Source organism: Bacillus sp. FSL W8-0223, from assembly GCF_038006805.1.
GTDB classification, from domain to species: domain Bacteria; phylum Bacillota; class Bacilli; order Bacillales; family DSM-4216; genus Bacillus_O; species Bacillus_O smithii.
Genome location: NZ_JBBOVX010000001.1, coordinates 1,633,770 through 1,647,405 on the forward strand (window position 1 = coordinate 1,633,770; position 13,636 = coordinate 1,647,405).

13 protein-coding genes are annotated in these 13,636 nt (G+C 39.4%); 11 read left to right on the forward strand and 2 right to left on the reverse strand.

The genetic code is table 11. From position 1 onward, the window contains the following. Window positions 1–364 precede the first annotated feature (364 nt). From NST81_RS08025 to NST81_RS08060, 8 genes are all read left to right on the forward strand, one after another. Window positions 365–1,462, forward strand: a complete 1,098-nt coding sequence (locus NST81_RS08025) for an NAD(P)H-dependent flavin oxidoreductase (protein ID WP_341030477.1) — start codon at window positions 365–367, stop codon at window positions 1,460–1,462. Between the two features lie 95 nt (window positions 1,463–1,557). Then, on the forward strand, window positions 1,558–2,046 hold the full coding sequence (locus NST81_RS08030; protein WP_341029287.1) for an energy-coupling factor transporter transmembrane component T family protein: 489 nt from the start codon (window positions 1,558–1,560) through the stop codon (window positions 2,044–2,046). Next, window positions 2,046–2,912 (forward strand): energy-coupling factor ABC transporter ATP-binding protein, encoded by an 867-nt coding sequence (locus NST81_RS08035; RefSeq protein WP_341029289.1) that lies wholly within the window; start codon window positions 2,046–2,048, stop codon window positions 2,910–2,912. The genes NST81_RS08030 and NST81_RS08035 overlap by 1 nt, the downstream gene beginning before the upstream one ends. A 1,046-nt stretch (window positions 2,913–3,958) precedes the next feature. After that, a complete protein-coding gene (locus NST81_RS08040; protein WP_341029292.1) occupies window positions 3,959–4,867 on the forward strand; it encodes a cation diffusion facilitator family transporter in 909 nt (302 codons plus the stop codon). A 198-nt stretch (window positions 4,868–5,065) separates the two neighbouring features. After that, complete coding sequence (locus NST81_RS08045) at window positions 5,066–5,410, forward strand: ArsR/SmtB family transcription factor (RefSeq protein WP_003352816.1); 345 nt, start codon at window positions 5,066–5,068, stop codon at window positions 5,408–5,410. A 16-nt stretch (window positions 5,411–5,426) separates the two neighbouring features. Continuing rightward, window positions 5,427–6,722 (forward strand): arsenical efflux pump membrane protein ArsB, encoded by a 1,296-nt coding sequence (locus NST81_RS08050; RefSeq protein WP_048623261.1) that lies wholly within the window; start codon window positions 5,427–5,429, stop codon window positions 6,720–6,722. 17 nt (window positions 6,723–6,739) lie between these two features. Next, a complete protein-coding gene (arsC, locus tag NST81_RS08055; RefSeq protein ID WP_048623262.1) occupies window positions 6,740–7,159 on the forward strand; it encodes an arsenate reductase (thioredoxin) in 420 nt (139 codons plus the stop codon). Window positions 7,160–7,455: 296 nt separating this feature from the next. Then, a complete protein-coding gene (locus tag NST81_RS08060; RefSeq protein ID WP_341029296.1) occupies window positions 7,456–7,938 on the forward strand; it encodes a GyrI-like domain-containing protein in 483 nt (160 codons plus the stop codon). Between the two features lie 114 nt (window positions 7,939–8,052). Here the strand turns inward: NST81_RS08060 and pdxR are convergent, their stop codons facing one another. Together pdxR and NST81_RS08070 are read right to left on the reverse strand one after the other, a co-directional pair. Continuing rightward, window positions 8,053–9,504 (reverse strand): MocR-like pyridoxine biosynthesis transcription factor PdxR, encoded by a 1,452-nt coding sequence (pdxR, locus tag NST81_RS08065; protein ID WP_328203292.1) that lies wholly within the window; start codon window positions 9,502–9,504, stop codon window positions 8,053–8,055. A 70-nt stretch (window positions 9,505–9,574) separates the two neighbouring features. Beyond that, entirely contained in the window at window positions 9,575–10,360 is a 786-nt protein-coding gene (locus tag NST81_RS08070; RefSeq protein ID WP_048623264.1) for a PhzF family phenazine biosynthesis protein, read from the reverse strand. 131 nt (window positions 10,361–10,491) lie between these two features. On the opposite strand from NST81_RS08070, the gene NST81_RS08075 reads away from it, so the two are divergent. The 3 genes from NST81_RS08075 to NST81_RS08085 all read left to right on the forward strand — a co-directional run bounded on the left by NST81_RS08075 (window position 10,492) and on the right by NST81_RS08085 (window position 13,633). Further along, complete coding sequence (locus tag NST81_RS08075) at window positions 10,492–11,118, forward strand: LysE/ArgO family amino acid transporter (protein ID WP_048623265.1); 627 nt, start codon at window positions 10,492–10,494, stop codon at window positions 11,116–11,118. 218 nt (window positions 11,119–11,336) lie between these two features. Further along, a complete protein-coding gene (locus NST81_RS08080) occupies window positions 11,337–12,491 on the forward strand; it encodes an aminotransferase class V-fold PLP-dependent enzyme (protein WP_048623266.1) in 1,155 nt (384 codons plus the stop codon). 368 nt (window positions 12,492–12,859) lie between these two features. Further along, window positions 12,860–13,633 carry a patatin-like phospholipase family protein gene (locus tag NST81_RS08085; protein ID WP_048623267.1) on the forward strand — a complete coding sequence of 258 codons (774 nt, stop codon included), beginning with the start codon at window positions 12,860–12,862 and terminating at the stop codon, window positions 13,631–13,633. Window positions 13,634–13,636 lie beyond the last annotated feature (3 nt).

Genomic DNA, 13,636 nt, shown 5'->3' on the forward strand with positions numbered 1-13,636 from the left:
CCATACTTAAGTAGGGAGACTTTTTATTATTCCCGCTGTTTTTTGTTTTGAAAAACAATTGGTCAAAACATCTTGCTACTATTATTATATAAGACTTTCGTATTTTCACAATCACTATGTTGCAAAATCCATCAAATTGAAACAATTTTATCGATCTTCAGTTCCATTATGAGTAAAGATTTGCCTGAGAAAAGATTCATGCCGTTGACATTTTGAAATCATTTAGATTTCTGTTCGATCGTAATTCTTCCGGTTTGTTTACTATTTTCATCCGATGGCTTTTGTATTTACATAGCGGATGGCAAATAATAAACTTAATATAAAGAAAAGTCAGTATATTCATAAAGAAAGAAGGTTTATCATGATGTGGCATGAAACGGAAGTGACGAAAAGATTATCGTTAAAGTATCCCATCATTCAAGCAGGGATGGCTGGCGGAATTACTACGCCTGAACTGGTTGCGGCTGTATCGAATGCAGGAGGTTTGGGGATGATCGGGGCCGGTTATATGACTCCGAAAGATTTGGAATCATCCATTCAAAAAGTAAAGGAGTGGACTGACCAACCATTTGGGGTGAATTTGTTCGTTCCTGAAAATCCGGTTATTGTTCAAGAGGAAATAGAAAGAGCAAATCAATTATTGGAACCCATTCGCCAAAAGTTGGGGATCGAAAAGAAAAAAGAAGATCCGATACTGAACAACTCCACTTTTGAAGAACAGATTCAAATTGTTATAAAAAACAAAATTCCCGTCGCAAGCTTTACATTTGGCATCCCGCCGAGAAATGTGATCGAGCAATTAAAAGACAACGATATTGTGGTAATCGGAACGGCTACAACCGTAAACGAAGCCATACAAAATGAAGACGCCGGGATGGATATGATTGTCGTCCAGGGAAGTGAAGCGGGTGGACATAGAGGGAGTTTTGCGGAACCATTTGACCAAGCGATGATTGGAACCATAACGTTAATACCGCAAGTATCCGATCGGGTGAAGATTCCGGTGATCGCGGCCGGCGGGATTATGGACGGGAGAGGTGTGCTGGCATCGCTAATATTAGGAGCGCAAGCCGTTCAGATGGGAACAGCTTTTGTGACCTGTAAGGAAAGCGGAGCTCATGAACTGCACAAAAAAGCAATTTTAAACAGCAGCGAAGAGCAAACAGCGATCACGTCGGCCTTCAGTGGCAAGCCGGCAAGAGGGGTGAACAATGAATTTATAAGGATGATGAAAAACTATGAGAGGGAATTGCCGCCGTATCCTATTCAAAATAACCTCACCCAAACCATTCGTAAAGAAGCAGCCAAGCAAGGAAAAAGAGAATGGATGTCACTCTGGTGTGGACAAAATCCACGTCTTAGCCAACATGTAACGGCAGCAGAATTGATCCATTCGGTGGTCGATCAAGTAGAAAAAAGCCTTAAATCAATAGAGTTCCAAAAAGTAAACAGTGAAAAATAGTTTTCGTATTTTTGTTTTCAAAGCATCTGAATCCAATATGTGATGAATAGGCCTGATGGTGAAATTGGCGTTATTACGTTATGAAGCCGGTTGTTATGTTGCACAAGCTTGCCTCAAACTTTCACCGCAAAGAGGATGACGAGAGAGCGGATGATGAAGCTTGTGCAACCTCAGTAGCAATGAAGGAAATACCTGCCCCAAGTCACGCACGGTTCGATGACTTTCTCTTTCCTGTATGCCATCCAATCCATTCTATATTTATTGAGTTGATTACCTTAACGTATCGATTCATTTTCGTCATCATGGAAGAATCGATCAATATTTATCAATCACAGTCTTCCCGACTAGGATATATCACGATACGACAAGGGATGAAATCTCTTGGACTGTTGATTTCTATCCTGTTTTTAAAAGTGTTTGAACGGACGAAACAATTATCCATTGCCATGAATTCCAGAGGCTACGGGGATGAAATTTTGTTTTTTGATCCATCTTATCGTTATTCCCTTGTCAATTGGTTTATCATTTTACTTATATTGGCAGGAATGGCCTTTATCTATGTACAGTTTGGAGGAATTTTATAATGCAGCCAATTCTTTTTGACATCGAAAATTTAACTCATTGTTATGCGGATGGCACCATCGCTTTAAGAAACCTCTCCATTACGGTTAAGCAGGGAAAGAAAATAGCCATATTAGGTAATAACGGAGCCGGGAAATCTACATTGCTGCTGCATTTGAATGGTATTCTGCAACCGACAAACGGAACCATTCGTTTTAAAGGCAAAGAAGTGAAATATGATCGAAAATCGCTTCTATCATTACGCAAGCATGTGGGAATTGTCTTTCAAGATCCGGATTCTCAATTGTTCTCGGCTAATGTCATTCAAGATATTGCTTTTGGCCCGCAAAATTTGGGTCTGCCAAAGGAAGAAGTGTCGCGAAAAGTGGAATGGGCCATGGAGCAGACAGAAACGACAGAATTTAGCGATAAGCCGACCCATTTTTTAAGCTTAGGACAAAAAAAACGTGTCGCCATAGCAGGGGTGCTCGCCATGGATCCTGAAATCATCATTCTAGATGAACCTACAGCAGGACTCGATTCTTATTTTTCAAAACAAATCATGAAGGTATTAGATCACATCCAAAAACAGGGAAAAACCATTATTTTGTCTACCCATGATGTGAATCTAGCCTACCAGTGGGCTGATGAAATTATCATCATGTATGATGGAGAAATCTTGTGTTATGGCGATCCGGTCACCGTATTTGAACAAGCTCATTTGATAAGAAAAGCTCATTTAGATGCACCATGGGTTATGGAAACCTTCCAATTTCTCGTACAAGAAAAATTTTTTTCTGCAAATGAAGCGATCCCTCAAATCAAAGAAGAATTGTTTCAAAAGATTAGCTCTATAAAAAGTTGGAATTCAGGCAAAATTTCCGGATGAAAAAACTCACGCCCTTTATATGGGAATTAGTCAGAATCAACGAATGACTTATGTTTACTTTGAAAAGTACTGCGAAGAATCCGGAGTAAAAACTGTTCAGAGAAGAGGGTGAGATCGGGAGGCGTTTTCAATTATGTTGAAATAGGATAAAACATCATTGTTGTCCCTAGTGCGGGAAAGAAACGAAGTGTGTTTATAACTATTGATGACAGATCGCAAAACGTCTCAAGTTGGTTTAGAATATCGATCAAAAAAGGTCGATATGTTTGTACAAGCGATAATGGTTCCCGGAAACAATCTCGATTATGCTAGATACCATATCAACGAACATCGATTGAGCGGAATACGGTTGATCATTTGATCCAAAGCAAGTTAAACCACTGCCACTTTTTATGAGTATAAATGAAAGAAGGTATCAAACCATCATGATTAATGAGAAGGCGCAACAACCGTCAGAAACTCTAACGAAGAACGGCTTCGTATGAAATAGGTGTTCATATTGGACAAAGGAGTCGACAGACATCATTTATCTTGCAAGAAAAAGAAACTTCCATTTCCTCAAAAATATTGAAGACGAATCAAAATCCTTCTCATAAAGTGCTTCTACCCGTTCGTTCTCCTGGTCAGTTTATTAAACAAGACCATAACAATCTGTAAACTTATGCACCCGTGTAATATCCTTTCGCAATGTGCTTATAGGTTCCAACCTTATTTTACCGTTTTAGAAAGAAATTGATCTATTAAAGGATTTTAACGGGAAAATCAAGATTTTCCATGCTTGTTTAGATAAGTATCAAATAATGACGAATACAAGGTGAAACGTACCACAATTTACTGAATAAGTGTGGTAAAATGAACTTGATAAATGGGGATCATTTGTAGATGGCCAACACTTTTCATCTTTCGAGTGAAGTGTCTATTTATTCATTGGGATTGTTTTTTCCAATGGAATCAACTTAAAGGGGAAACTCGTATATAATGAATTAAGTAGACATTTAAAGAAATAAATTTGATAAACAGAATTATGGCTTAAAGGAGTCTTCGATATGGGACATCATCACAGTCATGGAAGTCATTCACATGCACATCATGCAAATCGAAAAGCATTGCTATATAGCTTTTTTCTGATTTTCTCTTTTCTCATTGTGGAACTGATCGGTGGAATCATGACGAACAGTCTTGCGTTGCTATCTGATACAGGACACATGTTAAGTGATGCAGCGGCATTAGGTTTCAGCTTGTTAGCTTTGAAAATAGGGGAAAAGCAAGCAAATGAAACGAAAACGTACGGATATAAACGTTTTGAAATTTTAGCTGCATTGTTGAATGGACTGACACTATTGCTTATTTCGGTCATGATTTTCTATGAAGCATACCAACGTTTTTATTATCCACCTAAAGTAATGAGTTCGGGAATGTTGACAGTCGCAGGAATGGGGCTGATCGTCAATATTTTAGCTGCATGGATTTTGATGAAAGGGGATAAGAACGACAACCTAAACATAAGAAGCGCCTTTTTACACGTGCTGGGGGATTTGCTTGGATCTATCGGGGCCATTGTTACCGGCTTGCTGATATGGCTTTTTGGCTGGAATATTGCCGATCCGATAGCCAGTGTATTGGTTTCTGTTTTAATTATGATCAGTGGTTGGCGCATAGTGAAGGACTCTATCCATATTCTGATGGAAGGGAGACCATCGAATATTGATTTGCAAGAAGTAAAAAATCAATTATTGTCTTTGGCGGGAGTCACCAATGTTCATGATTTACATGTATGGTCCATTACTTCAGATTTTCCTGCTTTAAGCTGTCATCTTGTCGTCCGTCCTCAAATTGATAGGGATCAATTATTATATGAGGCAAGAGAGAAGCTGCATAAACAATTTGGCATTCATCATACCACTATACAAATAGAAGAAACGAAAAAATGTACGGAAGTAGATATTTGCAATTAATCTCCCTTTAAACGAGGGAGATTTTTCATTTTATTTTTTACAGCAACAATTATAGTCGTAAAAAGATCAAATATACGGCTAGAATACGACTTTTTTTATGGCTATTAAGACATTTGAAGCGATACTATATCATCCTATTTTTATTTGCTTATATAAGCATATTGTTATATTATGATATATGAATGGAGGAGTGGTAAAATGAATCGAGTGGTTACGAATATAGACGACGTCGCGACAATATTAAAGTTATTAGGCGATAAAACTAGACTTACCATGATGGCGTTATTAGACAATAAAAATTGTTGCGTATGTGAGTTGGTTGAATTTTTTCAGATGAGTCAACCCGCCATTAGCCAACATCTCAGGAAGTTAAAAGATGCAGGTTTACTAAATGAAACCAAGAAAGCCCAATGGGTTTTTTATTCTGTCAATAAGGAACATGAAATGTATTCGCTCATTCAAGATATATTGGCTCATGTTCCTGACCAGCAAGAAAAATTAAAAGAACTTGAAGAAAAAGGCACAAGAATTTTATGTGAATAACGATAGAGGTGATTTTTTGCTTTCCGTCCTACTAGCATCATTGATTTTCCTCGCAACTTTAATATTTGTGATTTGGCAACCCAAAAACTTATCTATTGGATGGTCTGCATGCGGGGGCGCTCTGCTTTCTATTATGGTAGGTGTAGTAGATTTTCAAGATGTCCTAACTGTGACAGGAATTGTGTGGAATGCGACTCTTGCTTTTATTTTTATTATTATCATATCAATGATTTTAGATGAAATTGGATTTTTTGAATGGGCCGCATTACATATGGCAAAAGCGGCAAAAGGAAACGGAGTAAAGATGTTTATCTTTGTTTCTATTTTAGGAGCCATAGTAGCCGCCTTTTTTGCGAATGATGGGGCAGCCCTCATTTTAACTCCCATTGTTCTTGCCATGGTACGAGCTTTACAATTTGATGAAAAGAAAGTACTGCCTTTTATTCTGGCAAGTGGTTTTATCGCAGATACAACCTCATTACCGTTTGTGGTTAGTAACCTAGTAAACATTGTTTCCGCCGATTATTTTCATATTAAGTTTGTTGAGTATGCAACGCGCATGATCATTCCTACCGTTTTCTCGTTTGGAGCCAGTATTTTGGTTTTATATTTGTATTTTCAAAAAAATATACCAAAACAATATGATGTGTCTCATTTAAAGAAACCAATTGAAGCCATTAAGGATCAAAAAATGTTTAAGATAGCTTGGAGTGTATTAAGTATTTTATTAGTAGGCTATTTTATCAGTCAATTTACTAAAATTCCTGTGTCTATCATTGCGGGAGTGGTCGCACTTGTTTTCTTGTCCATTGGTAGAAGAACCCCAGCTGTTCACGTTAAACAAATACTAAAAGGTGCACCATGGGAAATTGTCTTTTTCTCTATTGGTATGTATGTCGTCGTCTACGGATTAAGAAACGTAGGATTGACGAATGTATTATCTGATGTGATTCAAGCCGCGGCAAATAAAGGTTTACTTGTAGGAACCATTTCAATGGGGTTTATCGCAGCGATTCTTTCATCGATTATGAATAACATGCCGACCGTAATGATTGATGCTTTAGCCATAGCTAATACAAACACAACCGGAATCATTCGTGAAGGACTCATTTATGCGAATGTGATTGGTTCTGATTTAGGGCCTAAAATTACCCCAATCGGTTCTTTGGCCACCCTCCTTTGGCTGCATGTATTATCGACGAAAGGAGTCAAAATTACTTGGGGAACCTACTTTAAAAACGGGATTATTTTAACCGTACCAACCATACTCATTACACTGATTGGACTTTATTTATGGTTGCTTATCATCTAATAAAGGAGCATGTGAAAATGAAGAAGAAAACCATTTACTTTTTATGCACCGGAAACTCTTGCCGCAGTCAGATGGCAGAAGGTTGGGCCAAAAAATATCTTGGTGATGAGTGGGAAATATATAGTGCCGGCATTGAGGCCCACGGATTAAATCCGAATGCAGTAAAAGCCATGAAAGAAGTGGGGATTGACATTGCGAACCAAACATCGGATGTCATTGATCCTGACTTGTTAAACAATGCGGATATGGTGGTAACATTATGCGGGCATGCTGCTGATAACTGTCCAGTAACATCGCCGCATGTGAAGCGCGTACACTGGGGATTTGACGATCCTGCAAAAGCGGAAGGGACAGAAGAAGAAAATTGGGCTGTATTCCAGCGTGTTCGCGATGAGATCGGGGAAAGAATTAAGCGATTTGCAGAGACGGGTGAATAAAAGTATTATTGTCTATACAGAAAAATCAATATTATTAACATCAATTTATAGCCGTCACTTGCATCCGAGAGAGTGTTCTCTCGGCTACTATTCTACAGTAAGGAAGGTATATTGTGTGAAAAAGATCAACCAAGCAATGTGTGAACCTACGAGTAAATGGGTTTAAAACATCAATCTTCATTAACAAAAACCGCGATGAAGTGAAAAAGGGACAACAAGACAGTCTTAAGGAACTTGGAAGTTCACAAATCTTATCCCGACTAAATTCACACATGGGTCTGAAAGGAGTAGCACTAATGAAATACACACTAGTTGAAAGAGATCATTTTCAAGTAGTTGGAATAAAGAGAGAAATTTCGTTTGTCAATAATGAGAATTTTGAGAGTATTCCAAAATTATGGGATCAATGGAAGAAGGATGGGACAGTTGATTTATTATTTAAGTTGAACAATGGTGAAATAAAAGGTGTATTAGGTGTATGTGCCGCTAACAGTCATACTCAATCGAAGCAAGTAATGGATTATTGGGTAGCAACTGAATATGATGGCAAAACACCTGACGGACTATGTAATTTGAAAATACCTGCATCAAAATGGGCTGTATTTGAAGTTCACGGACCGATGCCTGAAGCTATTCAGAAAGCATGGGTACAAATTTTTTCAGAATGGTTCCCATCTAGTGGCTATAAGCACGCAGGAACACCAGCGTTAGAAGTGTATACAAATGAAGATCCCGCCAGCCCTGATTTTTATTCGAAAATTTGGGTGCCAGTCAATTGACCTGCTCGTCATTTTCTGCCCTGCCAACTGTCGCTAGTCTTCAAGTTTTTGAACACTCCCTATAGCCAAAAAAGCCGTTGTGAACTTCAGTGACTTTTTTGGCTCAATCGAGAGTTAAGTGGTTAGCTCACGGATCACTTTCGAAAGAAGAACCATTCCTCTATTCAAATCAGCTATAGAAGCATAGGAATAAGAAAGTCGAAGATACTGAGTCGCATGTTGATCGTAGACATTTCCTGGATTCAATAGAATTCCGTGTTCTAATGCTTTTTCAAAAAGTTCACGTATAGAGAGTGAAGGTAATAAGCGAAGCCATATATAAAAACCGCCTTTTGGAACAGACCAGGTCGCAATGTCGGAAAAATACCTTTGCAATGAATCATTCATGACCTCTCTTCGCACCTTCAATGCTTTTCTGACCTCATCCAAATGGCGATGGTATAATCCGCTTGAAAGCCATTCCGCAACCGCCCACTGGGACAAGGAACTGGATCCGTAATCGGTTTGCATTTTAATATCCGCCAATCGCTCAATGACAGGGATCGGCCCAACTACCCAGCCGATTCTCAAGCCGGGACTCAATGTTTTCGACATGCTCCCGAGATACAGAACAAGTCCATTTTTATCGATGGCTTTCAAAGGCGGGGGAGGCGGAGAATCGAGCCAAAGTTCCCTATATACGTCATCTTCAATAATCGGCAGTCGCTCCTGTTCACATACATCCATCAATTCTCTTCGTCTTTCTTCAGACATCAAAATTCCTGTTGGATTATGGAAGGACGGGATCGTATAAAGCAACGCAGCGTTTTGCCGCTTTTTTTGTTCCGTAATCTTTTTTATTTGAACTCCATCTTCATCTATAGGAAGTCCAAATAATCGCATCCCGGCAGATTGAAACACATGCAGGGAATACAGGTATGATGGTTTTTCTAGAAAGATCGTAGACCCTCGCTGCAAGAGGCCCATTGAAATCAATTGCAATGCTTGTAAAGCTCCGGACACAATCAAAATGGAAGAAGGGGAAGCCTCAATTCCTATGGTTTTTAAATATCCGCTAAGCTGTTCCCTAAGAAACAGCAGCCCTTTAGGCTCTTCGTAGCCTAGTGAATTGATGCGGTCCGGCAGTCGTTTAAAGACTTCTTTCATCATCTCACGAGGAAATAAATCAGGCGAAAGCTCTCCTGTTCCCAGCCGGATGATATTTGGAGCAAATTCTGCTTGATTGATTTCCTGTATCGTAGGCAAATTAGGATAATGGCTCCCTGCTTGCACATAGGAATTCCAATCTGGGGGCGGGGCAGAGTTCATCAAGGACCATGTATTATTAATAATCTTGGTACCGCTCCCGCTTTTTCCTTCCAGCAATCCATCAGCAATCAATTCTTCCACAGCCGCCACGATCGTACTGCGGTTCACTTCCCATGCTTGGGCTAATGTACGTTGAGGAGGGATTTTCATCCCTACAGTCCATTCTCCTGTTTCAATTTTTTCTTTTATATACTCTTTGATTTGGATGTAGAGGGGAGTTGGAGATGATTTGTCGGGTTTCCAATCCAATTCGATCATGAAAAAATTCTCTCCCATAAAAAATTTTTGAATTCATCTATTTGGATGAGTCTTTAGAGAAGATAGGGCATTAAACAAAAAGCTCTCCTTTTATAACTGTGACAGCTTTACCGGATAATAGGACACGGTTGTTTGCCATTTTGACCTTTATCATTCCTCCTCTGGCTGAGGCTTGATAGGCAATAAACTCGTCTTTGTTTAATCGGCGCTTCCAATAAGGGCCCAAACAACAATGTGCCGAACCGGTAACGGCGTCTTCGACAATCCCTTGTGCGGGAGAAAATAACCGAGAAATGAAATCAAACCTTCCGGAACTTGATCGGCTTGTCACGATGACTCCACGAATTGGGAGTTGGGCAATGGAATCGATATCAGGTATGAGATTTTTTACTACATCGTCTGACTCGACTTCGACGATATAATCAAGCTGATTTTTTCCTACGTATTTTGGTACAACTCCCAATGCTTGAATCAGTCTGTCCGGAGCATTGATTTCGTGGTCCGGAGCGGATGGAAAATCAAGTTCAATCCAGCCATTCTTTACGGTGGCAGTCAGTACTCCGCTTTTTGTGCTAAAACTTACTGGATTTTCCGCTTTTATGTATCCCATCTCCCATAAAACGTAGGCGCTAGCCAAAGTTCCATGACCACAGAGGGGGATTTCCATAGACGGAGTAAACCAACGCAAGCTGAATTTGCCATTTGTATGTTTGATAAAAGCAGTTGTTGGCAAATGGATCTCCTTCGCTACCTTTTGCATCCATCCCGCATCTTTTGATTCCGGTAAAAAACAAACAGCAGCAGCGTTTCCCGCAAATGGTTGATCCGTAAACGCATTTATTAGAAAAATGTTCATTTCGTCCTCTCCCCATAATGCTTGTTTTGATTATACAACTTAGTTGGTATCGAATCCAACCAATTGGTTGGAGACAACGATTGATATTCGAGTAAAATGGTATTCATACGATAGCAATAGGGGGGATTTGAATGACAGAAGCCTTCATTCACGGACTTATTCTCGCATTTGGACTAATCCTTCCTCTTGGCGTCCAAAACGTTTTTGTTTTTAATCAGGGGGCCCTTCAGAAACGCTTTATCCATGCTTTCCCGGTCGTTTTAACGGCTTCAATATGCGATACACTTTTAATCACCCTTGCTGTTTTGGGTGTATCTCTTATGGTTTTGGGTTCTTTTTGGATCAAAACGATCCTATTAACCACTGGAATGGTGTTTTTGTTCTATATGGGGTGGAGTACTTGGAAAAGCACTCCTGCTGCTGAAAAAGGAAAGAACGAAAATACTGCCAAAGAAACTTTTACTCCTTTAAAACAAGTTGTGTTTTCGGCATCGGTCTCGTTGCTGAATCCTCATGCGATCATGGATACGGTTGGAGTGATCGGAACGAGTTCACTTCAATACAATGGGTCTGAAAAAATGGCCTTCTCACTTGCTTGTATTCTGGTTTCTTGGATCTGGTTTGCGGGACTGGCAGTGGCTGGCCGGATAACAGGGGAGATAGATAAATCTGGACGCTTGATGAGGATTTTCAACAAAATTTCAGCATTGGTAATGTGGGGAGCAGCCATATATATTGGATTCACGCTGATAATATAAAAGCCGGGTTTCTGGATCACAGTGGTGGAAATCATTCGTAACGAGGTTTCATTTTCCTCGCCAATGATTGAACTATCAATACTAAGATTAAAAACTCTTGTAAGTCTATTAAACATAGTAATAGTCTAAAAGTGAATCCAGTTACTGATGACGATCATAATAGGGAGATCAAGAAGCAGTGGAAACTTTTTAAGCGGAATCGAAAGGAGGAGTTAGGATTGAAACACCCGTTTGCACATTATCGTTCTTTATTTCCTGTTTTAGAGTCGAAAATCCATCTGGCGAGTTGTTCGCAAGGCGCCATTTCAAAAACTGTATCCGAATCGATTGAAGAGTATATGAATAGTTTATTATCGATGGGCGTTAATTGGAATCAAGCCATAAAGGAAGTGGAAAAGGCAAAATCCAGTTTTGCAAAATTAATTGGTGCTGCACCTGATGAGATTGCTGTATTCAGTTCGGTATCTGACATTTTTTCTGCTATTGCTTCTTCTCTTTTTTTTGAAAAAGGTAAAAATATCGTTGTGACTACAGATATGGACTTTCCAACCGTCGGTCATGTATGGCTTGCTCAGGAGAAATTTGGAGCAAATGTGAGATTTATTCCTTCACAACAAGGAGTGATCCCTTTAGAATATTACGAACGTTATGTAACTTCTGATACGCTCATCACATCCATTTCCCATATTGGTTATCACAATGGATTCAAACAAGATATTCAAGCAATCGCGGAAATTGTCCATCGTAAAGGTTCTCTTTTATTGGTGGATGCTTATCAATCAGCAGGACAAGTTCCTATTGATGTAAAGAAAATGGATATTGACATATTGGCGGCAGGAACGAGGAAATACATATTAGGTATTCCGGGCATATCCTTCTTATATATAAAAAAAGAATTAGCAGAAAAATGGAAGCCTCGTATAACAGGATGGTTTGGTCAAGAAAATCATTCGAAATTCAACGTTCATCAATTCACATTAGCAGCTGGAGCACGTCGTTTTGAAACTGGTACACCTTCTTTTATCAGCGCTTATGCCGCTGCCGCCGCTCTTCGTTTGCTTCTTGATATAGGAGTGGAGAATATATCTTCTTATTTAAATCCATTAGCTCAATTCGCATTAGATTATGGACAAGAAAAAGGATTACACGTTGCTGGGCCTCTATCTGCTGATCAGCGAGGCGCCATGACAGCTTTTTATGTGAAAAATGCTGAGCAGATTGTATCTATTTTGAAAGAGAGAAATATCATTGTTTCTGCAAGAAACGACGTCATCCGAATCGCTCCCCATTTTTACAATACGCAGGATGAAATTCGGCAGGCGATTGGCGAGTTGACAACCGCTCTTATACAAACGAACGGGGGAAATGAATGAGATGGTCATTAAGAAAAAGGGACATGAAACAGGCGCCAATGGAGTTGATTTGACAATATATAAAAAAGAGCATGCCAAATGCGAATTTTTGTTTGAAAAATGTTAAGATTAAAATAAAGATTTATCCACTTTCACCAGCCTTCACAAAGATTGAATCGCTGATTTGTCTTCATTGGGCTTATCAAAGAAGTTATCCTGTTGAACGATTAAAATGAGGCATGGACTTGTTACTCGATTGAATAAACTATAGGATAAGAAACTGTTTTGAATTCATCCAGATCATTTTTCTTCAACAGTTTCCTTTTGCGGCAAAAAAGCGAAAAATGGTACCATACCCATAAATCTTCTGGTGAAGGGACAGAATAGTTGTGAAAGTAGGAATTGCTTTAGGAGGCGGTGCCGTACGCGGGATAGCCCATATTGGAGTGTTAAAAGTATTAAAGAAGCATCAAATCCCCATTGATTTTATATCGGGAACGAGTATGGGCGGTGCGATTGGAGGCTTAGTTGCCGCGGGTATTGATGTAGAAGAAATTGAAGAGTTTGTTCTAAGCACGCCATCTTATCGATTGATGGATATTGGAATTCGAAAACGTGGAATTTTAGCCGGAAATAAAATATACGCTATTTTGATTCAATTTTTGGAGCAAAAAGGGCTTGGTGATATTAAAATCGAGGATTTGAAGATACCGTTTCGGGCAGTATCGGTCGATTTGATCAAAGGAAGTGTTTTCGTGATGAAAGAAGGCAGCCTTGTCTTGGCTATTCGAGCAACCACATCGGTTCCTGGTATTTTTTCTCCTGTTCATTATCAAGGCAAAGTATTGGTGGATGGTGGAATTTTAAATAATCTCCCTGCCGACTTGCTTCATGAAGCCGGAATGGATAAGATCCTTGCAGTAGATGTCGAAAGGGAACATGATGAACAGGAACCTCGTAATATATTCGAAACGGTTTATCGTTCGTTTACAATTATGATGACCGTGCAGCGCCGTGTCAACTTGAAGTATGCAGATGTCGTTTTTCGTCCGGAAGTAGGTCATATTTTAGCGTTCGACACAAGCAGAATCCGAGAATGCATTGAAGCTGGTGAGCGAGAAGCTCAACGGAAGATTCCTGAAGTGTTATCTTTGTTAGAATAAAAT